Source organism: Anabaena sp. CCY 9402-a (assembly GCF_963920945.1).
Taxonomy (GTDB): Bacteria; Cyanobacteriota; Cyanobacteriia; order Cyanobacteriales; family Nostocaceae; genus Trichormus; species Trichormus minutissimus.
On the sequence record NZ_CAWUDL010000019.1, the window covers coordinates 61985 to 85826 of the forward strand.

The 23842-nt window shown below is 40.9% G+C and carries 21 protein-coding genes; 7 read left to right on the top strand and 14 right to left on the bottom strand.

From position 1 onward, the window contains the following. Nucleotides 1–102: 102 nt before the first annotated feature. Nucleotides 103–1968, bottom strand: a complete 1866-nt coding sequence (locus ACM0OR_RS09450; protein WP_414576017.1) for a C2 family cysteine protease — start codon at nt 1966–1968, stop codon at nt 103–105. Between the two features lie 888 nt (nt 1969–2856). Between ACM0OR_RS09450 and ACM0OR_RS09455 the strand changes: the two genes are divergently transcribed. After that, nucleotides 2857–3699 carry an exosortase-dependent surface protein XDP2 gene (locus ACM0OR_RS09455; protein WP_414576018.1) on the top strand — a complete coding sequence of 281 codons (843 nt, stop codon included), beginning with the start codon at nt 2857–2859 and terminating at the stop codon, nt 3697–3699. Nucleotides 3700–3761: 62 nt separating this feature from the next. Here the strand turns inward: ACM0OR_RS09455 and nblB are convergent, their stop codons facing one another. The 7 genes from nblB to ACM0OR_RS09490 form a co-directional block, all read right to left on the bottom strand. Further along, nucleotides 3762–4427: a phycobilisome degradation protein NblB gene (nblB, locus tag ACM0OR_RS09460; protein ID WP_414576019.1), complete on the bottom strand. Its 666-nt coding sequence runs from the start codon at nt 4425–4427 to the stop codon at nt 3762–3764. Between the two features lie 91 nt (nt 4428–4518). Further along, nucleotides 4519–4983: a CBS domain-containing protein gene (locus tag ACM0OR_RS09465; protein ID WP_190705228.1), complete on the bottom strand. Its 465-nt coding sequence runs from the start codon at nt 4981–4983 to the stop codon at nt 4519–4521. Between the two features lie 300 nt (nt 4984–5283). Beyond that, nucleotides 5284–5703: an 8-oxo-dGTP diphosphatase MutT gene (mutT, locus tag ACM0OR_RS09470; RefSeq protein ID WP_414576020.1), complete on the bottom strand. Its 420-nt coding sequence runs from the start codon at nt 5701–5703 to the stop codon at nt 5284–5286. Nucleotides 5704–6004: 301 nt separating this feature from the next. Continuing rightward, nucleotides 6005–6349: a DUF760 domain-containing protein gene (locus tag ACM0OR_RS09475; protein WP_190705234.1), complete on the bottom strand. Its 345-nt coding sequence runs from the start codon at nt 6347–6349 to the stop codon at nt 6005–6007. A 349-nt stretch (nt 6350–6698) separates the two neighbouring features. Further along, nucleotides 6699–7655, bottom strand: a complete 957-nt coding sequence (locus ACM0OR_RS09480) for an RNA polymerase sigma factor, RpoD/SigA family (RefSeq protein WP_190705237.1) — start codon at nt 7653–7655, stop codon at nt 6699–6701. An 804-nt stretch (nt 7656–8459) separates the two neighbouring features. After that, entirely contained in the window at nt 8460–11735 is a 3276-nt protein-coding gene (gene carB / locus ACM0OR_RS09485) for a carbamoyl-phosphate synthase large subunit (RefSeq protein WP_414576021.1), read from the bottom strand. Nucleotides 11736–12558: 823 nt separating this feature from the next. Continuing rightward, a complete protein-coding gene (locus tag ACM0OR_RS09490) occupies nt 12559–13113 on the bottom strand; it encodes a Dps family protein (RefSeq protein ID WP_414576022.1) in 555 nt (184 codons plus the stop codon). 626 nt (nt 13114–13739) lie between these two features. Here ACM0OR_RS09490 and ACM0OR_RS09495 point away from each other — a divergent pair. From ACM0OR_RS09495 to ACM0OR_RS09510, 4 genes are all read left to right on the top strand, one after another. Continuing rightward, nucleotides 13740–13976: an Asr1405/Asl0597 family protein gene (locus ACM0OR_RS09495; protein ID WP_323264679.1), complete on the top strand. Its 237-nt coding sequence runs from the start codon at nt 13740–13742 to the stop codon at nt 13974–13976. Nucleotides 13977–14051: 75 nt separating this feature from the next. Beyond that, the gene (locus ACM0OR_RS09500; protein WP_414576023.1) at nt 14052–14678 is read left to right on the top strand and encodes a (2Fe-2S) ferredoxin domain-containing protein; all 627 of its coding nucleotides are present in this window, start codon (nt 14052–14054) and stop codon (nt 14676–14678) included. Between the two features lie 267 nt (nt 14679–14945). After that, nucleotides 14946–15368 (top strand): hypothetical protein, encoded by a 423-nt coding sequence (locus tag ACM0OR_RS09505; protein ID WP_414576024.1) that lies wholly within the window; start codon nt 14946–14948, stop codon nt 15366–15368. 362 nt (nt 15369–15730) lie between these two features. Then, on the top strand, nt 15731–16450 hold the full coding sequence (locus ACM0OR_RS09510) for a PEP-CTERM sorting domain-containing protein (RefSeq protein WP_414576025.1): 720 nt from the start codon (nt 15731–15733) through the stop codon (nt 16448–16450). Between the two features lie 309 nt (nt 16451–16759). Here the strand turns inward: ACM0OR_RS09510 and ACM0OR_RS09515 are convergent, their stop codons facing one another. Further along, on the bottom strand, nt 16760–17158 hold the full coding sequence (locus ACM0OR_RS09515) for a RidA family protein (protein WP_414576026.1): 399 nt from the start codon (nt 17156–17158) through the stop codon (nt 16760–16762). A gap of 17 nt (nt 17159–17175) precedes the next feature. Beyond that, on the bottom strand, nt 17176–17613 hold the full coding sequence (locus tag ACM0OR_RS09520) for an NUDIX hydrolase (RefSeq protein ID WP_323264689.1): 438 nt from the start codon (nt 17611–17613) through the stop codon (nt 17176–17178). 178 nt (nt 17614–17791) lie between these two features. Here ACM0OR_RS09520 and malQ point away from each other — a divergent pair, with 178 nt between their 5' ends. Further along, nucleotides 17792–19300 carry a 4-alpha-glucanotransferase gene (gene malQ / locus ACM0OR_RS09525; RefSeq protein WP_323264690.1) on the top strand — a complete coding sequence of 503 codons (1509 nt, stop codon included), beginning with the start codon at nt 17792–17794 and terminating at the stop codon, nt 19298–19300. Nucleotides 19301–19346: 46 nt separating this feature from the next. Here the strand turns inward: malQ and ACM0OR_RS09530 are convergent, their stop codons facing one another. Together ACM0OR_RS09530 and ACM0OR_RS09535 are read right to left on the bottom strand one after the other, a co-directional pair. Further along, nucleotides 19347–20162, bottom strand: a complete 816-nt coding sequence (locus ACM0OR_RS09530; RefSeq protein ID WP_414576027.1) for a helix-turn-helix domain-containing protein — start codon at nt 20160–20162, stop codon at nt 19347–19349. Then, entirely contained in the window at nt 20137–20952 is an 816-nt protein-coding gene (locus ACM0OR_RS09535; RefSeq protein WP_414576028.1) for a pseudouridine synthase, read from the bottom strand. Before ACM0OR_RS09535 ends, ACM0OR_RS09530 begins: the two co-directional genes overlap by 26 nt. A gap of 147 nt (nt 20953–21099) precedes the next feature. Between ACM0OR_RS09535 and ACM0OR_RS09540 the strand changes: the two genes are divergently transcribed. Then, nucleotides 21100–21837, top strand: coding sequence for a DUF2993 domain-containing protein (locus tag ACM0OR_RS09540; protein WP_414576029.1), 738 nt, complete (start codon nt 21100–21102; stop codon nt 21835–21837). A gap of 245 nt (nt 21838–22082) precedes the next feature. Here the strand turns inward: ACM0OR_RS09540 and ACM0OR_RS09545 are convergent, their stop codons facing one another. After that, nucleotides 22083–22973 (bottom strand): phosphatidate cytidylyltransferase, encoded by an 891-nt coding sequence (locus ACM0OR_RS09545; RefSeq protein WP_323264694.1) that lies wholly within the window; start codon nt 22971–22973, stop codon nt 22083–22085. 130 nt (nt 22974–23103) lie between these two features. Next, on the bottom strand, nt 23104–23706 hold the full coding sequence (cbiT, locus tag ACM0OR_RS09550) for a precorrin-6Y C5,15-methyltransferase subunit CbiT (RefSeq protein ID WP_323264695.1): 603 nt from the start codon (nt 23704–23706) through the stop codon (nt 23104–23106). Between the last annotated feature and the right edge of the window lie 136 nt (nt 23707–23842).

A 23842-nucleotide genomic window follows, 5' to 3' on the forward strand; every position in this document is an offset into this window, starting at 1 on the left:
AAAGTCCGAAAATAAGATGTGTCATTCTGAATGAAATGTAGAATCTTTGAGATGTTTCGCTTTGCTCAAAATGACAGTTTAAGCATTTATGCAAGAGGTCTATTAAGCGACGACGATTCCATAGTTACAAGACTCTATGAATTCATCAAAGGATAAATCAATAAATCCGTCGTCACTACCACTCTTAGTCCTACCATCTACGCCCCAGGGATTTCGCACTACTACTCGTTGTCCACCGCTAGTATTAGTATATACATTGGCAACTGAATAAGCATGGTAACTGACAATATATTTACTGTTATTACCAACTCTTGCCGTGGTCAAAGCTTGACCATTTGCTAAAGCAGTTTCTAGACTGGAAAAACTAACTTTGCTGATACTATGGTAAGTCGTCTGCTTTCCTGTAATCTGCTTGAGCGGAGTATCAAGAGAGCCTCCATTACCAATAAGATTATATCCAGGCTGTCCTTTCGCACTCCATTCCCGCCATTGAGCATAAGCTTTTTCGACTAATGCTACCCAAAGAACACCGTTATTTCGTTTAGCAGCAATACTTGTAGCGATACGACGATCAACTGTGACATATTCTGCTCCACTGTATGAGTAAAAGCGTATGGTATAAGTGTTATCACCATTATCTGTGATCATGCTATTAATCGCAGAACTAGAAGTATTACCTGAATCATCAGACTGGCGACCAAAAGTTGCACCCAAAGCTGCTAAAAATGTGCAGTTGCCTAACTTATTTTGATCAATATCACCAATTCGTGCTTCGCCAGAACTTCCAAACAAACTACCTGTTGGCACAGTATAAGTGAGATTTGTGCCATTAAAGACAGGTGTAGGTGCTATTGTTCCTAAAAACCAACGACCAACTAAATTTGACTCAAAGTTACTAGCAGCCATGTCTACAGTCGTACCATTAGCAACCTGTGTCGATAGCCATTTCACAGAATCTTCCATAGTGAAAGGTGTGCTTGCACCTAACAAAGTCTTGAGGTCTTTTACCTCCTTAACATCAATAGCAGAATTATCTTGAGCATTTCTAAAGATACTCAGCATATCCTGACGACTTAAATCGCTATCGGATGCTAAGGAACGTACCAATGTAATGATTTGTTGGTCGAGTAAATTTTTACTGAACCAATCTTGAACCAGAGTCGGTGCTGTGGTCGATGTTGTTGTCGGTGCTGTGGTCGATGTTGTTGTCGGTGCTGTGGTCGATGTTGTTGTTGGTGCTGTGGTCGATGTTGTTGTTGGTGCTGTGGTCGTTACGGTAAATGTCTGCTTGACTGTATTGCTTACAGCACCAGTCTGATCGTAAGCTTTCCCCTGAAGAGTATAGTTACCAGCCGCCAAATTCAAGTTTTTTAAGGACAAACTGTAGCTGAAATTTGCCTTACTTGCATCGCTAGAATTGGCGGTAAATACAGTAGCATCAGCCACATTTAGCCATGTTCCATCTGCTCTTTGAATACGAAAATCTACCTTTGAGATATCGCTAACACCGTTTTTATCCGACACCCAAGCATTGTTGAGACTGAGGTTGTCCGTTGTATTAAGGCTAGTGCTATTGAGATTAAACTCTAGTGAAGTTGGGGCAAAATTTTCAAAGACTTTCAGATTGTAGTTAGTATCACCACTTTGAGAATAGACTCTAATGAAATAATTTCCAGCATTTAAAGTATGCTTAATTGATTCACTTCTATGTCCACCCTGATAAGAACCAGTGATAATTTCACCACTATCAATCAAACCATTGTTGTTGGCATCTTTAATGATCTGTGTATTTACATTTGCATTCAAATCATCAACAAGAACATTCAGACTACTCCGTCCAGCTAGACTCAAACTATAGAAATCATCGATATCTGACGAACCCACCCAGTCACTAAAAGTCTGAATATTGGTGGTAAGAGTTATTTTTTTAGCAGTATTTAATGTGTTACCTGCATTATCAAGAGGCATAAATATCCTTCCTTACATAGCTATAAAATGGGGGGAATCTGCACACTTTCACCTATGTAAAAAACTAGTTTTTTACAATCAAAAAAAACAAAATTAAGCTTTTATTAAGTTTCTTCTTAAAGATTGATAAAAACCAGGGGACATCCACGCAATATAAAGTTTATGGTATAAGCACTTAATTTAAGAATAAATATGCAGTTAAGCCATAACAAATCTTTTTAAAGAAGATGGTATTACGGAGAATTTTCAATTACGTCTGATACATATAATACAACTGGTTGATGATGTCTTTCTTTAAAAAACTTTATTTTATACCTGTATGAAGAAACTCTTGTCAGAAATGGTCTGACCATTGATGTTTTGTTTTGATGCGTAATTCCTGTTCCAAATTCAAAATACAAAATTAATGTGAGTTCGATAGATTATCAAGAATCCCTCTCTACCGTTTACACACAAGTTCTATTCGCCCTCAAGTTAAAGCTTCGGGGTACACAAACAACGCCCATAAATATGGATGGGCTAAATACAGAAAAAACCAATTAGCCTAGGTCAGCAGACTTTTAGTTTGTATAGCCTCAGACTTCTAGTCTGTGGTATTTTGAGCTTTGAAAGAGAGGGATCTTAAACCCTTGAAGTTACGATTACTCAGTCAAAATAGGGAAACTTATGTAAAAAAACACATAATTTCCAGCTTGGTTTACATAATTTTCAATAAATACCTATTACTTAAGTAATTTTGAGGTGATAAACTCTGTAATGAAAGTAACTATCTTTTATTATTCTGGTTAAAAAAAATCTGGCTCAATTTTTAAACATCAGATACCGTAAGGGTTTAAACGGTTATTTTCAGACTAAATAGCTAAAATCAAAATTTTTGGTAACGAACCCATGAAAGTTCAAAATATACTCACCTCTGCTGTAGTGGCTTTGAGTGCAGCTTTAGCTATGTCTAGCACGGCTAAAGCTGCTAGTTTCATAACCAACTTTACGCCAAATCCTGCTAATCCCCAAGAAGATATTTTCTTGACATCTATTGAGCAAGGTGGAGAGACCCTTCTTCCCTTCACAAACCTTCTGTTAATTAATGACGCTAGAATAAATTTTAATACACCAAAAACTCTTGTTCTAAATAGTGGTGCAGCCAGCACTGATAGAGGTGAACTGGCTACTAATCCTCTTGGTTTTGCCCCAAATGAAGATCCAACAGCAGCAGAAATTGCGGCATACTTAGGTAACTACAACTTAAACAATATCGTCGATTCTGAAGACACTGGTGAGTTTGATATTGATGTATTCTTTGAAGCTCCTGTCATATCAGATAGCCGTGGATTAGACAGCTTCTTCTTTTATGAGCGTGGACTAAACAGCGATATCCAGTTACAAGCGATCGACACTAACGGAAATCTAGTAGGTAATAGCTATACAATTACTCGTAACCTCTGGACTCTTACTGGCTACAGAATTGATACCACAGAAGTTCCAGGCGCACAACCTGTAGGATCTTGGGGAGTTAGCTATGCAGATTTAGGATTGGGTTCTGACGTAGTATTGAGCGGGTTGAAATTAATATCTGAGACCAGCTTTAACGGAGCTGATTTTAAAGTGTTTGCTACTGCTTCTTTCTGTTGCGGGCCAATACCAATACCTGAACCTACCACCATCATTGGCTTAGGTGCAGTTGCGGGGCTTACCTTGGTGCGCCGTCGTCAGATGAAAAATAAAAAAATATAAGGTGTATGAATACTACGCAAGAATCAGCTTTTCGGTTGAATCTTGCGTAAGTTCCGAAATTATTATTCGACTGAATCCAAAGATTTTTTAGCTTCAGTAGCGATCGCTTCTACTTGATCATTTGTTAGAGTTTCTAAAATAGACTTAGCTTCTGCACCACCCAACCGAGTCAAAGCCTGTACAACTCTATAACGCATCTGCCAATCAGGGTTGGTAGCGTAAGAAGCTAACAAAGGAACTGCTTGTAAATCACCTAACTCACCCATAGAACTAATTGCCGCAGTTTGGACTAGTTCCACATCAGAAGAAAGAGCTTCCTTCAGTAATTCAAACGATCGCGGATCTCCCAATTCTCCCAGAGCAGCAATAATACTGAATTGTACTAGCCACTCAGGGGTTGTGTGATAAAGTTGCTGCAAATCTTCAAAAGCAGCGTGTAATTTCAACGCCCCCAAGCAATCTGCGGCTGCGGCTTGTACATCAGCTTCTGGATCACTTAATAAAGCACGCAATAAATCCAACGATAAGTCTAAGTCCTGAGTTCCGAGAGTATCGAACTGACTCACTGCTGAATAGCGAACGCGGGAATTACTATCACCAATAGCAATTTGCACGAGTTCAAACGCAGTAGTAGGTTCAAGTTCACGGATTTGATTCACAGCACGTAAGCGATCGCCCAAATCTTCAGAACTGAGCAATTGTCTCACAGACTCAGGAGTTATACTCATTTAATTATCCTAATTTTTAAAAGTGGTTTAAAAAAGTCAATAGTCCAGTATAAAAATAACTAGCTAATGACTAATGACTAGTGACTCATAACTAATCTTGACTAGCAGCCATCGCCCGCACAATGTCACCACGAGTAATAATCCCAATGACTTTATCTGTGTTATCTATTACAGGTAAGCGATGAACATTGCGATCGTGCATTAGTTGTGCTGCTTGTTTTACAGTTTGATCGGGAGTGATAGTAACAGGATTTTTGCTCATCACTTCCCCAACGGTTTGTCCTAAAGCTTTATGCAGATCGCGTTCGTAGACAGCAGGATTTTTTAAATAAATTACACTATCCAAAAACATGATATATGCCGGAGGTGTTACACCAGTTTCTTGCCACATCAAGTCAGTTTCTGAGATAATACCCAACAATTTACCGACATCATCGACAACAGGTAGGCCGCTGATGCGTCGTTCTGCCAGAATTTGGATTGCTTCTGGAAGCGGAGTAGCTGGCCGGACAACAATTGGCTCAGGACTCATTATATCGGCAACACTTTTAGGCATTGATTTGCTTACACCCTTGATCACAGTCTCTGCGAATATTGTAGAAAATTCAGTGACTCAACCTGATTCAGTTAATACATTGTTACGGTAATGGGGACAAATCAATTCAAAATTCAAAATAGCCTTCTCCTGTAGGAGACGCTACGCGAACGGCAAGGCTTGCGCCTACAAAATTCAAAATTAAATAACTGGGGACTGGGAAAAAGCAAGCAGGGGGAGCAGGGGAAGCCGGGGGAGAAAAATACAATGCCCACCCACTCAATACTCACTACTCAATACTCACTACTCAATACTCAGCACTCAGCACTCACCACTCTCTTTCAATGCAGCAATAATCTGAGTATTTGCTTGGGGAAAAGTAAACTGTTCCAACTCGTCTAAATTCACCCAAAGCACTTCATCACACTCTAGAGGTTGAGGAACACCTGAAAGCAGGTGACAGTGATGTACTGTTAAGGTGACACGTAAATGAGTATAAGTATGGTCAATAGTAATCAGATGCTCTCCTACCTCAATTACTATTCCCAGTTCTTCGTAAATTTCTCTTTTAATACATTCTTCCACAGTTTCGCCAAACTCGATTTTACCACCGGGAAACTCCCATAAACCACCCATTGAGCCTTCTTGACGACGACGATCAATTAAAATTTGTTGCTGATCATTCCAAATTACGGCAACACCAATAATTTTGTGTGGTGGTAGAGTCGTGGTTTTGTTCATGACTATTGACTACTAACTATTGACAAATAACAAAACTCGGCAGATTTTTTAGTATCTACCGAGTTTTTACTCATTTAAAAATATAAACTGCTTTTAGCTGATCTACACGTTTAATTGTGTCGTTTATTTCGTATAAATATCATCAGAGACAAGTAGCGTTAGCGTTCAAGATATTGCTGCCAAATTTCGCTAACGCTTGTTTGATGGGACAGGAGTTTGTGGGGATTCCGCATAAAACTGCTCTTCAGTATTTTGTGCTGGTAATTTTACTGTTGAACTGCGGCTTGACAACATGAAATTGCTATTCAACTTCGTGATTATTACTTTCAGTTCCGTGCATTACTTTTTCAAAGTTCATTCTTTGCTCGGCATTTCGTAAAAAATAACCACTAATCATTGCAGATGCTAACATCCGTCCTAGACTTTCCCGATTGGTAGTAATGGTAATGTCAAAGTGTTCAGAAGGTAGGTTGCCCAACAGTCCTACTATATTACGCTCCATCACTTGAAAAACTTCAGGAGAGGCTGGTTTTGATAGCTGGTTTACTGTTTCTGGGTTTAATGACTTAACATACTGCCAGAGTAGATTGCTTGTTTCTGATTCACTGTCGAAAAATTCTGAAACTCGGTTAGATGGGTTACTCACTTTGTACCTCCTGTACTACCACTGTTGAATGTGGTGTTAGTGACTTTACTAGGCTGAGGTCTTTTATTTAACTTGACTTCACAAGCCATTTAGTGTTCCTGTCAAATAATGTAACAAGTTAATTTGTCATCAGGAGTGGGTGTAACCGTACATTAAAGAGGGGATTTTCTCGCCTTAATTTAAGTCAAATGGTTAATATTCCTTAGAAGTATAGTCTGTTACAGTGCAAGATCACTAACAATAGTGAAAATTAACATTTTTGCCGAAACAAGCAAAGATATAGGGTGCGCTTGGCTGCATTTTATTACAGCGAAGCGCACCCTGCGAGCTAATGCCTAATCACTAATGACTAACTTGCCAAATATTCATCCATACAGGCTTTAGACTTACGTAGTTTAGTTAAAGCTTCTCTTTCAATTTGCCGTACTCGTTCGCGGCTAATGTTGAGAATTTCACCTATTCTTGCCAAAGTTAAAGCCTGTCCATCCATCAATCCAAAACGGAGTTTAATCACCTCTCTTTGTTGAGGGGTAAGTTGCTCCATGAGGCGATCTAGGTCGTAAGATAGGGAGGATTGCATGACAAAATCTTCCGGAGAAGCACCGGGGTCTTCTAGCATTTCTCCTAATTCAGTGTCGTAGTTATCTCCTAAGCGCAAGTCTAAAGATAAGGGTAAGCGTGCTTTTTCTAGGTATTCTCGTACCTGCTTAGGTGTTAATTCTAATTCACTGGCTAGCTCAGATGCGGTGGGAGCGCGTCCTAATCTTTGAGATAGGTGGCGTTGCGCTTTTTTAATTTTGTTAAGCTTCTCGGTGATGTGAATTGGTAGGCGGATAGTACGCGCTTTTTCTGCGATCGCACGGGTGATAGCTTGGCGAATCCACCAATAGGCATAGGTAGAAAATCTATAACCTTTAGTGGGGTCAAATTTTTCTACACCCCGTTGCATCCCAATACTGCCTTCTTGGATTAAGTCCAGTAAATCGACATTGCGTTTAATGTACTTTTTGGCAACGGATACCACAAGCCGCAAATTAGCTTCCACCATTTTGCGTTTAGCAATTTCGCCTTCTGCGATGACTTCGTTTAATTGTGCCGTGTCTAACTCTGCCGCTTTTGCCCACTCTTCTAAGCTCGGCTCATAACCTAACTTATTGAACAGTTCCTCACGCACCTCCTGCAATGTGGATGAACGCTGTACCTGTTTACCATAAAAAATTTCTTCCTCGTGGGTTAAGAGTGGTACACGGCCAATCTCACGCAGGTAAGTCCGCACGAGGTCTGTGGCTGTCTGAGCGGTCTTCATGGCGCTACTCTTTGGTAATGTTGGACTTGTTGGTAGGGTCATCAACTAATAGATGCTCTTTGCCGGTACTACCCAGTCAAGCTGGGCTGTTTGTTATCTGTTGAAATTTATACAACCGATGAATCTCGGCTGTTATATCAATCTAAGTAGGTCTTTAACTGCTAGAAATTACAGTTATTTCCTAGGCTGCACAAGTATCTAGGGTTAGATAAAAGGTAGCGAGACGAAGTTTTTTGTATCTAAATATTTGTTAACAATTGTAACATTTATGAGAGGCTTTGGTGTACTGAGTAATCATAAATTTTTGAAGTCATGAAGATTTAGGTAAATCAATCCATCTCAGTGTACTATGTACTATTAGAATAGTACACTAAATGCAAATACACATCCCACTCATAATTAATAAATGTTCGTGATATTGTCTGTTTTAGGTCTTGCACACCAGTTATTCTCCTTAAGCAACTAAATGCACTGAATTCCTTTGACTCTTACTGGTTGGTGAAGTTTCCGCAGAGAATGATCACTTCCTCATATTTGTTAAAATATCTCAATGAAAACCATAATTATTTTTCTATAATAATTACTTAATTTTCCTTGTAAATACCGCTTTGAGTAGATTCCATATGGGGACTAGTACCGCAAAGCGGAAGTCAAAAGTCAAAAGTCAAAAGTCAAAATAAAGACAGCGTAAGGGTTTTGTTGATTTGGAATAGGTGGAGGACTTACGTCGTGCTGTACTGGGGACTGGGGATTGGGGACTGGGTAAAAATTTCCCTGGTCTCCCTGCTCCCCCTACACCCTTATCTAGAGATTTGAGCAGTAGTCTTGAATGACTTTTACGTCTAAAGTCGTATTTTGCATGGAACGGATTGCCGCAACGGTAGCTTTAGCCCCGGCGATAGTGGTGATGATGGGGATTTTGTAGGCTAAACCTGTGCGGCGGATTAATCTAGCATCGGTTTGGGCTTCTTCTCCAGAAGGAGTGTTAATAATCAGTTGGATTTTCTGATTTTTGATGGCATCGATGACGTGGGGACGACCTTCATGCAGTTTCAGCACTAACTCGACATCTAAACCATGCTCCTTTAAGACTTGGCGTGTACCAGAGGTAGCCATCACCTGGAAGCCTAAATCGAGAAATTCTTTCACGACAGGAACGGCGGCGGCTTTATCGCGATCGCTCATGGAGACAAACACAGTTCCCGTTAGTGGTAAACGCTCTCCAGCACCTAATTCTGCTTTGGCAAAGGCGCGACCAAAATCGCTATCTATGCCCATTACCTCCCCAGTGGAGCGCATCTCTGGGCCTAATATTGTATCAGTTCCAGGGAATTTATTAAAGGGTAACACGGCTTCTTTGACTGCAATGTGCTTGGGGATGACTTCTTGGGTGAAATTCAATTCTTCTAAGGTTTTCCCCGACATAATTAAGGATGCTAACTTCGCCAAGGGTACACCTGTCGCTTTTGAGACAAAGGGAACTGTCCGAGAAGCACGGGGGTTAGCTTCCAGAATGTAAACTTGGGGCGAATAACTGCTAGCACCAATGACGGCAAACTGAATATTCATCAATCCAATTACAGACAGGGCTTGTGCTAGTTCTACCGTCCAAGTGCGGATTTGATTGAGAACGGCTGGTGGGAGGGAGATTGAAGGCAGAGAACAAGCTGAGTCTCCTGAGTGAATACCCGCTTGCTCAATGTGTTCCATTATGCCACCAATCACTACTCGTCCGGTGTGGTCGGCGATCGCATCTACATCAACTTCAATGGCGTTTTCCAAAAACTTATCAATTAAAATTGGATGTTCTGGCTCGACCTGTACCGCAAAGGTCATATAACGTTCCAATTCTGTATCAGAGTAGACGATTTCCATCGCCCTACCACCCAACACGTAACTAGGACGTACTACCACCGGGTAGCCAATGCGTTTAGCCACAATGAGCGCGTCTTCATAACTCCGCGCAATTCCATTTGGCGGTTGAGCAATATTTAACTGTTTGAGAATCTTCTCAAATCGTTCCCGGTTTTCAGCCCTGTCAATAGAATCGGGTGATGTTCCCCAAATTTTGGTGACTGAGGATGGGGAAATTTCCGCCGTCTCTAGCTGTTGCAAATATTCTTGCAATGGTAAAGCTAGTTTTAGTGGTGTTTGTCCACCAAACTGAACGATGATCCCGACAGGATTTTCAGCTTCGATGATGTTAAGTACATCTTCTTTCGTTAATGGTTCAAAGTAGAGGCGATCGCTAGTATCGTAATCGGTGGATACTGTCTCTGGGTTTGAGTTGACCATAATCGTCTCATAGCCTGCACCCTTCAAGGCATAGGCGGCGTGACAACAACAATAGTCAAACTCAATTCCTTGGCCGATGCGGTTGGGGCCGCCTCCCAAAATCATCACTTTGGGCTTGGTGGCTGGGATAACCTCGTCTTCTTCTTCGTAGGTTGAGTAGTAATAAGGTGTAAAGGCTTCAAACTCAGCTGCGCAGGTATCGACAGTTTTGTAAACGGGTGTGATACCTAATTGTTTGCGGTAGGTGCGAACTTCATCTTCGGTGGTTTTGGTAGCAAAGGCAATTTGGCGATCGCTATATCCGTCGCGTTTAATTTCATACATTTGCTCCTTTGTCAACTGTTTTAGAGGTGTGCGTTTAAGGAATTTCTCCACCTCTAAAAGTTGCTGCATTTTATCTAAGAACCAAGGGTCAATCCCAGTAAGTTCGTAGATTTCTTCACTGCTAATCCCCAATTGCAAAGCATGGCGCACTGCAAAAATGCGATCGGGGTTGGGTGTGCGTAACTGGGCGCGAATTTGTTCGCCACTGGGCAATTTTTCTGCTTTGTCACAACCCCAACCCGCGCGGCCGGTTTCGAGAGAACGCAGGGCTTTTTGGAAGGATTCGTTAAAAGTCCGCCCAATAGCCATTGCTTCCCCGACAGATTTCATTTGGGTGGTCAGGACGGGTTCTGAACCGGGGAATTTTTCAAAGGCGAAGCGGGGGACTTTGGTAACAACGTAATCAATGGTTGGTTCAAAGGAAGCTGGGGTTTTCTTGGTAATGTCGTTTTTAATTTCATCCAAGGTGTAACCGACAGCCAACTTCGCCGCCATCTTCGCGATGGGAAAACCAGTAGCTTTGGAAGACAAGGCGGAACTGCGAGAAACGCGGGGGTTCATTTCAATGACGACGACATCCCCATCCACTGGGTTAACGGCAAATTGGATATTAGAACCGCCAGTTTCTACGCCAATTTCACGGATGATTTTAATCGCCATGTCCCGCAGCCGTTGATATTCTTTATCGGTGAGGGTTTGGGCTGGTGCAACGGTGATGGAATCGCCTGTGTGAATCCCCATCGGGTCGATATTTTCGATGGAACAGATAATCACAACGTTATCTGCAAGGTCGCGCATCACTTCCAATTCGTATTCTTTCCAGCCGAGGAGGGACTGATCAATGAGAATTTGGGAAACGGGACTCGCATCAATCCCGACTTGTGCCATTTCCTCAAATTCTTCTTGGTTGTAGGCGATACCGCCACCCGTACCACCCATTGTAAAAGCTGGACGAATAATTAAAGGGTAAGTGCCGATTTTACGCGCGATCGCTTTTGATTCTTCTAAGGATGAGGCTGTACCACTGGGACAAACACTCACCCCAATCTTTGCCATTGCTTCGTTGAATAATTTCCGGTCTTCGGCTTTTTCAATCGCCTCTAACTTCGCGCCAATTAATTCAACATTATATTGATCTAACACACCATTTTTCGCCAGGGTGACAGCTATGTTGAGGGCTGTTTGTCCACCCATCGTTGGTAGTAGAGCATCTGGACGTTCTTTCTCGATGACTTTTGCGACTATTTCTGGTGTTAGAGGTTCAATGTAAGTGCGATCGGCTGTTTCCGGGTCGGTCATGATTGTCGCCGGGTTGGAGTTGACCAACACCACTTCATAACCTTCTTCTCGCAATGCTTTACAGGCTTGAGTGCCAGAATAGTCGAATTCACAGGCTTGGCCAATCACAATTGGGCCAGATCCTAATAACAGTATCTTCTGGATGTCTTGACGGCGGGGCATAGTCGTTGGGTTGGAGTACGAGAATACAAAGTCCTGATTATTTTAAGGTTCTTTCTCTCTACTAGTGTTGTTTATTATTAAGTTTTCTAGGTTCGGTGACACAGGAGGGTAAACCGGGATGCTCCCCAATACTGCCAGGGTTAGCGCAGTGTGGGGTTTCCTTCCATCAACCCAATCTACAATTTTTTTGCATCCCTTGAATCCCCCTAATAGATTACAGGCGATTATAAATGGCGAGCCACCTGCTATAAGTCGGGAAGCCAGCCCAAAGCAATAGCTTGGCTTTGAAACCTGGTCGGTAGGTTTCAAAGCCTTAATTTTCTATTAGTCCACGCAGGTGGACTTCCCTACGGGATATCTTCGCCCAAAACTTTTCCAACATTCTCTGAGACTTGAGAACCCCTTTTTCTCAAAGAAACGGAGGTTCTTGGCTTTGAATAATGATTTATGAATGCTTTTTTAGTCAAGATTAATTTTTATTCTGTCTTTATGCTAATTAAAGCAAATTTCGGAATTAAGTTAATTCAAAATTATTCTCAATAATCAAAGTTAGCATCAGAGCGATCGCTAGTTTAATCTAATATTTTTTAACATCAAAACTAGGTTTTTAGATATATGCGACTAGAAAATAAATCCAGTTCAAAAAGTGCAAATACTTATTAAATAGAATATTGCTAATATTTTGCAATTGTTTCATGTTAATAACCATAATAAAAAAGGCAGAAAGTACCAATACTCTCTGCCTTTTTTCATATTCTTGTAAAACGCAGTCCTGTAAGATTACCTTCTGTCTATAGATGACTGGAGGTAAATTATCTCAACATTAATTCTGGGCAGGTTGAACAAAACCCAAGGTTAAGCTATCTTTAGCCAAAAAGTGAGATAAATGATAAGCTCTTTCTTCAGTTTTTAACAGAATCTTTTCGTACATATAGCGTGTACCACGATCGCCCAAACTCTCTGCTTGAGCAGCTTGGCGGCGAATAACGTTGATGATAGACTGTTCTGCTGCTAGGTCATTTTCTAACATCTTGCGAGAAGAATAGACACCATCAGATTCTTGCTCAAAACAGGTTAATTCTGCCAACTTGCTGAAAGTAGCTGCTGGTACACCACCTAATCCATTTAATCTTTCACCAATCTCATGGATGTGGTCTTGAACTTGATTATAGCTGTCATTAAAAAATTCATGCAGTGAGTAAAATTCTGCACCTTCCACTACAAAATGATGCTTTTGGTACTGCACGTACAATGCTTGAAAGCTAGCTAAAACAACGTTTAATCCTTCAGTCACTGGAGCAGTTACGCTGCGATCTAGTAAGACTGGATTGTCGTAAACTTGACCAAAATTTTGCAATAAAGTTTGCGTATCAGCCATTATTCTCCTCTCTTTTAAACAGTCAAAGTTTGTAACCGTTTATTTCCTACATATTAACATCATAAAAATCAAATCCGCCTCTATCAATAGCATATATTTGGGAATTTTCTGTCGCTAAAATTTCCAAGCTAATTATCTTCGTGAAATAGATATACATACCTTAATTAAGATTTAATTAACGCTGTTTAGCTATTGAGCGATGTGTTCAGATTTTTTGGTATTTAAGCTATCTATAGACAAGCAAAGGATTATATCTCTAATCAGTGATATGTTTTATACAACCCAGAACCCCACTTTCTTCAAGAAAGCGGGGTTCTTATAGGCGTAAATTCTCATCCCTAGAACCGATTGGCTATCTAGTGTGATTATTTTCACTTTTCGTATATATCTACATAAATCTGGAAAAATTTAGGCAGTTTCTCTGGAATCACTATGCTACGCGAGCGTCACTATTGGTTTTAGTGGAGAATTATTACAGAATTTTTATTTTTTTTAGCAAGATAACTGAGAATTGTTTGCACTTAGGTTATTCTAAATAAAAGAGGCTGCACCTTCAAAAATTTTAAATATGAGGAGTAGCTGTACTATATTTATTGCAATTTACTTGCACTTTGAGGGCTATTCACTTGAAATCATTTCTTTCACAAATCGAGCAAACTTACGTTGTAGAAGTGAATTGGCTAGACCGTTGGCAGATTTATCAACGTTTGCAAGAGCTAGATATTCCCTGTTGGTGTGAGGCTAGCCAACCATTGAAAGTTAAAATTAGCTCTCCTGTCGCGGCTATTCAGCTTTGGAGTGTAATTAGACAATTCACAGCTTCTCGCCAAGATTTAATTTCGACTCTAAAACGAAGTTGCTAAAGCCCGTAATGGCTGTTGTGACAGACTCTACCAAATGGCTCAAGTTTAAAGTTAGTTAAAAAAGGGTAAAAGAATATGAGTGTATGTCAAAGCAAAGAAGTATCACAATTTTGTCTTGAAGGTAAATTTATTGAATTTGTAATTAAGGATGGTTATAAGCTCAAAGGCTTGTTACTAGGTACTTATGACGGTGAATATTATATTAAACTCGCTAAAAATTTAAGGTATGCTTTTGACTTGCGTTTGCAGCCAGGGACTTGGTTACAAGTAGTTGGGGAAAAAAAGTGCGATCGCAAAGGTGGTAAAGTTGCATTCAAAGCTGAACGTGTTATGGCCGCTACAGCTAACACCTCTGCACCAACCCACCCACAACCGCCTAAGACAAAAGCCACAATTTTGATGTGTCAAAAGTCTGATTGCATGAAACGTGGTGGTAAGACTCTTTGTCAAGCCCTAGAAGCAGCGTTGAGCGATCGCGGACTAGAAGACCAAGTTACTATTAAAGCAACTGGTTGTATGAAAAACTGCAAAGCTGGGCCGAACATAGTCATGCCAGATAAAACTCGCTACAGCCGCATTCAAGCCGATCAAGTCCCATTATTAATGGATAAGCACTTTGCTCGTCATAATCGAGAAGAACAGCACCCAGCAATATCTCAACCACATTTAAATGAAGCTTTTGCTAAAGTATCAGCAATTTAATGATAAATTCTTTTAAGAGGGATTTAGTGTGTTCCCTTAATACTCGGCTGTGAAATTTGCGAGGAGTTTGCAAAAACTATAGTTTTAGCATTCATATATCTACATGAAGATATTTTGCAAATTCCTCACTTACTATTTGTCAGAAAGTTTTTAGCCCTAAAAAAATCAGCATAAGGCTACAGCATTTTAATTACGAGATATTGCTGAAGCGATCGCTTGCTCCTGATTTGCCGTATCTATATTAATCACCTGAAGCCTCATGGTGAAATGCCAAAATCTCTTCGTTGGGAATATGTAGCCTTTTATGTCGTGACTACGGCAGTCGTAGTTGTTGTATTTCGTCATAACTGGAATCGCCTGGCCAAACTCTACCGCACCCATGAACCACCACCACCAAACTTTTCGCGGATGGAACGCGGTTCTGTGGGTTGGGTTTACTACAAAAGCACCTTAAATGTTGGTGTCAGTTCTAAAGGGATTTATTTGAGTGTCTTTCCCTTGTTTAGTTTTGGATCTCCACCTTTGTTAATTCCTTGGAGTGCGATTGAGAAAATTGAGTCTGTTAATGGTTTGTTTGTAGACCGTTTTCGGTTGTATTTACGTGAGCCTAAAGTTAAGCTAATTCTTAGGAAAGAGATTTTAGCCCCAGCGAAGGAATATTTAGCAGCCCAGGGTTTTGAGTGGATATAATATTTATTCTATATAGTTTCGCTACTTCTTTGAGAAGCGAGTAGTGAACTACAAATATCTAATTTTATTCAAAATTACAACGCATTTCTGTATGTAATGCGTAATACCTTAATTTATAAAGTTTATGTAAATGACTAGGTAAATACTTAGGACTATCATATACTTGTGTCTAGGAATATCATGTTAGAAATTTGCCTCAAGTCTTAGAGGGTGTTAAGTAAGTAAAGAACTGTCAATGTATTAGGATATCCGATACAAAAACGTACATTCATTTAAACAATGTACGAAATTTTTATATTGGACAAACGCCATTTATTGCAAGCAAAATTTAACAAAAATTAGACACGTAATTAGGAGAAAATATGACACAGATTGGTCAATTACAAACCTTGGCTAAAGCTGTTGTTGCTACAGCATTAATGGCTGGAGGAACTATAGCTACAGCATCGCCTGCTCAAGCAGTGAGTTTTCTATTTTCAGGTACAGTTACCCAGGTAGAAACAAGCAATGCTTTTGTAGCAACACCTACAGGCTCGGCATTTATTTCTAATGTCCAAGTTGGCACTCCCTTTACAGGTAAACTCACATATAGTCCACCCAATAGTAGAGATGTAACTTACGACGGCTCTGGCTACAATGATATAACTCCTAGTTCTGGAGTAAAAATCACCTTGGGAGGATATACTTTTACAAGCCTTCCTTACCCTTCAACCTCTGCTTTCGCTCCTATTATTCGCTATATTTTAGCTGTGCCACTTAATACAGCTAGTATTGAGAGTTTCTTGAGCGTGGGTATTGGAGAGCAATCAGGTCAATTAACTCCAGAAAGTGCCGCACTTGTAGGACCAGCAAGAGAGTCATATAGTTATATTGAAGCCGATTTAATCAATACATTACTAAGCATTGGTAGTGCAGACTTTGGATATGGTTCGGATTTTGTGATTGTGAGTAATATTAATAGTTTCTACCAGATTCCAGAACCATCTTCTACATTGGGGACAATAGTTTTAGGTATTGTTGGTAGTGCTTTGATTCTCAAGCGGAAAAAGACCTATCGTTTGCAAAACGTGTCTCACAGATAATTCTTTATTTCCATAAGATCAAGTGCGTTCTTGATTAATCATAACGTAACCCAACAAATGTTTTAAAATGTTGGGTTTTATTTCGTCAGCCTAACTTATATCTGTGCGATAATTTTTTATCGCCACTATCTTAAATTTAGAGTAATGATTCTTTAACCTGCAAATATTTATTATTAACACAAATTTTTTACTTTAAACAAATATTTCTGCACCGTAGCGATCCCTACGTTACGGTATTAGCAGTGCGATCGCTACGTCAACTTTTTGCCGAGTATCTTTCAGCTATCAAGCATACTCAGACGCTAAACTCTATTTGTCGGGTATGACTGCGATACACTCAATTTCTACCAACACATCTTTTGGTAAGCGCGATACTTCTACACAAGCACGAGCGGGAGCTGTCGCTTCATCAAAATACTGGGCATAAACTGCATTCACAGTAGCAAAATCATTCATATCAGCTAAAAATACCGATGTCTTGACCACATCAGCAAAGCTTGCGCCACCTGCTGTTAAGATAGCTTGCAGATTTGCCATGACTTGCTGTGTTTGTTGTTTGACATCCCCTGCACCCACAATTTCCCCGGTGCTAGGGTTGAGGGGAATTTGTCCAGCTACAAATAGCATTTGACCAGAAGCTGCGATCGCTTGATTATAAGGCCCTACTGGTGCAGGTGCTTGCTCAGTACGAATAACTTGTTTACTCATATTTCCTCTGCGGTGCGTTACTCAAAACTCAATCGGGGACGAATCCCATGATGTCGATAACGCCAATAATCCCGCAAAATGCGATCGTGGTCAAAGCATAAGTTACTTGGTACACGCCAAGGCTCAAAAATCCCCACATTCTTAGCATCATCCCCAGCTTTGGGTTCTCCTGTGGCGGTTGCTAAAAATACAATGCTAATCGTATGCTGACGCGGATCACGCTTGGGGTCAGAATACACCAAAAATTGCTCAATTAATTCTATCTGTAATCCTATTTCTTCCTCAGCTTCCCGCCGCGCCGCCACTTCTACAGGTTCGCCATAATCTACAAATCCTCCAGGAATTGCCCAACCCAAAGGCTCATTGTGTCGCTCAATTAAAATAATTGGTCGATGAGGTCTGTCTATTAATTCAATAATGATATCTACCGTAGGCGCAGGATTTTTGTAAGTCATAATCAATAGTCAATAGTCATTAGTTTTTCTTCTCTACTACCCAAGCACCATTCCCAGGAGTTCTTTCATTTTGAATTTTGAATTTTGAATTGAAATCCCAACCAAAAGATAGCTTTCCAAGCTGACCTCAGCGTGATAAATTCGATGGGATCGCTTCCTCCTATATTTCACGTTAAATATGCCTTTTCCTAGATCCAGTGGCATTTTGTTGCATCCTACCTCTTTCCCTAGTCGATTTGGCATGGGGGATTTGGGCTTAGAAGCCTATAAGTTTATTGATTTTCTTAGAGAAAGTTACCAGCAATACTGGCAAGTTTTACCTTTGGGGCCTACTGGGTATGGCAATTCTCCTTATGCTTCCTATTCGGCAATGGCGGGTAATCATTTACTGATTAACCCAGAACAATTACAAGAACAGGGTTTATTAGCTGAAGAGGACTTTGCTAATCTACCAGAATTTGATCCTAATCAAGTAGATTACGACCGAGTTATCCCGATTAAAGTTAGGTTACTAAAAACAGCCTGCAACAATTTTCAAGCCAAAGCTACGCCTTTACAAAAAAAAGAATTTGCCGGGTTCTGCGATAGTAAGGCTTATTGGTTAGATGATTATGCTCTCTTCATGTCCCTCAAGGATGCCCACAACGGCACAAGTTGGCATACTTGGAAGCCGGAACTGGTGAAGCGCGAACCAGCAATGATGGAGATGGCTAGACAACAGCTAAAATCTGAGATTTTTTACTATAAGTTTGTTCAATTTGAATTTTTTCGCCAGTGGTCAGAACTGAAAAATTACGCCAATATGAGCGGAATTCAAATTATTGGCGATATTCCCATCTATGTAGCTCAAGATAGTGCTGATGTGTGGGCGCATCCCGACATCTTTTGTTTGGATGAGGAAACTATGCAACCGGCATTAATGGCGGGAGTTCCACCAGATTACTTCAGTGCAACTGGTCAATTATGGGGCAACCCGGTTTATAACTGGGAGGAGTTGCAAAAACAAAACTTTAAATGGTGGTTGGGTCGCTTTGAGGCGATGCTGGATTATATAGATGTGATTCGCATTGACCACTTCCGAGGCTTTGAAGCTTTTTGGGCTGTCCCGCAAGGGGAAGAAACAGCTATGAATGGTGAGTGGATGAAAGCACCAGGTGAAGAGTTGTTTGATGTGATTAAACAGAACTTGGGTAAATTACCTGTGTTAGCTGAAGATTTGGGTGTCATTACACCAGAAGTCGAAGCTTTGCGAGATAAATATGAGTTTCCCGGTATGAAGGTGTTACATTTTGCCTTTGGTTCTGATCCCGGCAATCCGTTTTTACCTTTTAACTATGGGCGTAATTTCGTCGTTTATACCGGCACTCACGACAATGACACAACTGTCGGCTGGTTTAATGCAGCCAATGACTACGAAAAAGAAAACCTGTTGCTTTATTTAGGTTGTGTCAGTCCTGAAGGGATTCACTGGGATTTAATTAGATTGGCTTTAAGTTCGATCGCCAATCAAGCCATTATGCCGTTGCAGGATATTTTGGGTTTGGGAACTGAAGCGCGAATGAATTTTCCCAGCACGGCTGAGGGTAATTGGCAGTGGCGTTATCAATCGGCAGCTTTAAGATCAGAATTAGGCGATCGCCTCAAAAATCTTACTAAACTCTACGGACGCGCCCCGCAAGGGAAATAAAGGAAAAGAGGAAGTCGGGAGATTTTCCCGCTTCTTCCTCTGGGTTTCATGATTCAGGTTTAACCGCAGCAATTTTAATTTCTTCCTCCTTGCCAAATTCCCCCATTTGCTTGGCAGCTTGCTGATTCACACTCATCAGTACCCCACCAGCATTATTAGTTCTTACTGTCAACTGTTCTTGAGCCTTCCAAACGCGATGTGCGCCCTCTGGTAACACTCCTTCAAACTCGGTTTTGCCATCAGCTATTACCCGAATCCATGAGGATGCTTGTAAGGTTACGCCAATCTGGACTGATTGACTATCTTTGTTAACTGTTAGGCGATCGCTGATTGGTAGAGTTTTTGACTGTTGAGATTGAGTCTGTGGTGTTGTGACGAGAGTTTCTTGATTGTTTTGTTTAGGATCTCTACCATTTGCTCTCAAGGCAGCATTATTTAATACATGAGACAAGCTGCTAACAGAGGAGATAATCAGGAATATATAGAGTAAATAAAGATGTATGGGGCGCAATAAGCCCATCGATATTGATTGGTTTGGATTCACCTGCGGAGTATTCACAGTTTGAAAATTCACAGGAAATTGACTGGCGAATTCTCCGCCTTTAAAACCCAGTGCATCCGCAAATTGTCTAATTAAGCCTTGAATATAGATGGGTTCTGGTAAATCATCTATATTACCTTCTTCAATCGCCTGTAGAAGTCGCCGAGGAATTTTAGTTAATCCCACCATTTCCTCTAAAGATAGACCCTTTTCTTGACGCGAAGCCCACAACTGCGCGCCCATTTCTGTGAGTTTTTCGACTCTTTGTTGTTCTATAGAGAGTTGTGGTTGCTCATTATTTTTTCTCTTTAGCCATTTCATGTCTTTTTACGCTCCTTACCTCAGCTGAATCTTTAATAGGTATGTGCTTTATCTGATTTTGCAGACAGCGAATTTCGTCATCTTGGAGAACACGATATTGACCCTCTTTTAATAGGGGTGCTTTTGATGTTTGTAATTGAATAGAGCCGATCGCGCTTCGATGTAGCTTTACCACTGGATAGCCCAATTGTTCTGCTACACGGCGAATTTGGCGGTTTCGTCCCTCCTTGAGAACAACTTCTAAATGACTGTTATCAGCCAGCTTTTCTAGGAAACTTACCTCGGCTGGGCGGGTAATTTTCCCGTCTAACAGCACACCCCTACGCCACTTTTCCAGTACCGCTTCCGAGAGATGACCTTTAACTACAACTTGATAGGTCTTAGGAATACTGTGACGGGGATGGGTTAGCTTAAATGTCAATTCTCCATCATTAGTGAGTATTAATGCTCCTGAAGAATATACATCTAAGCGACCAACGGGATGAATACCAGTACCCTGTCGTAATTTTTCAGGTAATAAATCGATGACTGTCTTTCTACCTTGGGGATCGTGACAGGTGGAAACTACTCCTAGGGGTTTGTTGAGTAGGACATAAACTAGCGGTGGACGATACTGCGCCGATATTAGCTGACCGTCAACTGTAATCCTATCCTTTTGGGGGTCAACTTTTTGTCCTATTTGTGCAAATACACCATTGATCCGCACCCGCGATCGCCGAATCATTTCTTCGGCTTCTCGGCGTGAGGCTACACCCAATTCAGCAAGAACCTTTTGTAACCTGGTTTCCATGTAGAAATTACGGATAACAATTTAATGTTTTAGATAATAAATAATCATCATATTGGCATTTTGTATGATGTAGCCATAAATGGTACAGTTAATGCTTGTTTCAGTTGAGTTGATACTAAGCAAATACCCATTTATGAGAGTGGTTAAATGCCAGAACCAAATCCCCAAACCAGACACTTCCACAAAATCCACATTATTACGAACGTCCTCAAGACAGCACTGAAGCTATGGTTAAGGGCGCAAGTCAGCCAAGTCTCTCAGCTAGAAGTGGAAATCAAAGCAAGCGATCGCCAGTTGCTTTCCGGCTGCATCCCTTGGGTTTCCATATTGGCCAATCATGCTGTATATCAAAATCTCCATATTACCCACATTAAACTAGCAGCAGAGAATATTCAAATCAACATAGGCCAAATACTGAAAGGCCAGCCTTTGCAACTGCTACACGTAGTACCAGTAGTTGGCGAATTGATCATAGAGGAGAAGGATCTAAATGCTTCCCTCTCATCTGAACTATTATCAACTGCTTTAAATGATTTACTGGTTAAACTTTTACCAGAATTTTGTCCAAAATCCAAGTCTATTGTGTGGCAAAAGATTATTCTAGACAATCAACAACTCACACTCAATGCAATCCTAGCATCTACAGGTGAACCTATACCCCTCAAAATTAGCTTCTCCTTAAAATTGCTGAGTGGACAAGAATTGCAACTATCTCACATTCAAGTCACACAAAACGCGATGGTCTACGACCGACCGTCGGTCATCACTCTCTTAGAAAGTAGCGATAATTACAATTTTCATCTTGGCCCAGATGTCAATCTTCAAGAACTTACTCTGATCCCCGGTAAATTGGTTTGTCACGGACAAGTTAACGTTAATCCGTGACAGGTGACAGGTTACAGGTGACAGGTGACAGGTTACAGGTTACAGGTTACAGGTTACAGGTTACAGGTGATAGGTGACAGGTGATAGGTGACAGGTGATAGGTTACAGGTAACAGGTGATAGGTTACAGGTAACAGGTGATAGGTTACAGGTAACAGGTGATAGGTTACAGGTGACAGAGGACAAGAGAGGAGGGGATTAGGTAACAAAAAGTCCAACTAAGTAAGTATTTTCAGTATATCTTAATTACGAATTACCCAGCAGTGGCAAAATGAGGGTGACAAAATAGTAGACCAAAGGAGCTGTGAAGATATAGCTATCAGTACGGTCTAAAATCCCCCCATGTCCGGGGATTAATTGGCCTGAATCTTTCACACCAGCATCACGCTTGAGCATGGATTCCGTAAGATCGCCTAAAAGACTAGCAAGACCAATCAATAAACCTAGGGTAATACCTGTGACGAAAAATTGCGGTAATTGTAAATAATAAGACCCAGTGAGGGCTACACCCAGACTAGCACTGATCCCAAAGACAGCACCTTCAACGGTTTTCTTGGGGCTGATATCAGACAAGCGAGTTTTACCAAAAAATCTACCGATAGTGTATGCGCCAATATCCGCAGCCCAAATACACAAGAAAGTTAACACCGTGATTGTTAGCCCTTTTGGTAGAGAAGCAAAATTGTTCTCTCCGAAAATATCTGTCCATGTTCCTGGCCAATAACCATCTAGAGGTAAATTACTGATAGCTGCGCTGTCAATTGTACGTAAACGCACCCAATAGCTAGGTAAATACCCTACATAAAATAGCCCCATAATCGAAGCCGAAACATCTGCGATTGTGGCCATTTTTGGCTGAAAGAGCAAGTAAAAACAAATAAATGTGCCAGCGATGGGCATGACAGCATCAGCTAAAGTACCATCAATTTTAGAAACTACTAGCAAAACTAGACTCAGAAATAGAGTAGTTTTAGCAGCTGGTAAAATACCTCTGGTTCGCACTAAATCAAAATATTCCTGTTGTCCCAAAAAAACCACAACAGCGAGCATGATAGTAAAGTACCAACCCCCCAACAGGACAGCACCCAAAGCAAGAGCGATCGCAACAATTCCACTAATAATCCGAGACCAAGGCATAGAAGTATTTAATATTGGGATTGGGGGACAGGGGACAGGGGACAGGTGACAGAGGACAGAGTACAAGAAAGCAGGGGAAGTAGGGGGAGAAAAATACAATCCCCAATACCCAATCCCCGATCCCCAATCTCTAGTCTAGTTTCTCACCACTGAGGATAAAAATGGGATCAACTGCGGCAAAGGTTTGAGAAAAGCCTCGCCTCTCTAAACGGTTAACCGCAGACTGCACAACTTCAATGTTTCTGGCTTGTAACTGCGAGAAACTCTGAGAAATCGCATATAAACTCTCCAGATTAGCAGCTGTGGCTATCACTCTTCCGGATGATGGTAAATAATTCCACACAGCTTGCAAAATATCTTGGATTGCTCGCCCTCCCTCAATACAAACACGGTGGGGAGTAACTTTGATCTCATGTAAACATTCTGGCGCACTACCTTCAATCACTTCTACATTTTTGACCCCAAAGCGATCGCAGTTACGCTTAATTAAGTTGGCAACCTCTTCATCCCGTTCTACAGCAATAATCTGCCCCTTTGGACACAATAGTCCCACTTCTACGGGAATTGTTCCTGTACCCGCACCAATATCCCACAATATAGAATCAGGTTCTAGCCGCAACTGCGAAATTATCAACAACCTAATTTCTCGCTGACTAAAGGGGATTCCTGGTAAATGCTCGAACAGTTCATCAGGAATGCCAGGAGTAACATAAGGCCAAAGTTGGGAGGGCATAGGAATACACAATTATACTAGGACAAGGAAGACGAGGGACTCAAGAGACACAAGGAAAAAGTTTTACCTAATGTCCAACCCCCACTCATTACTCATTACTCATTACTCATTACTCATTACTCATTACTCATTACTC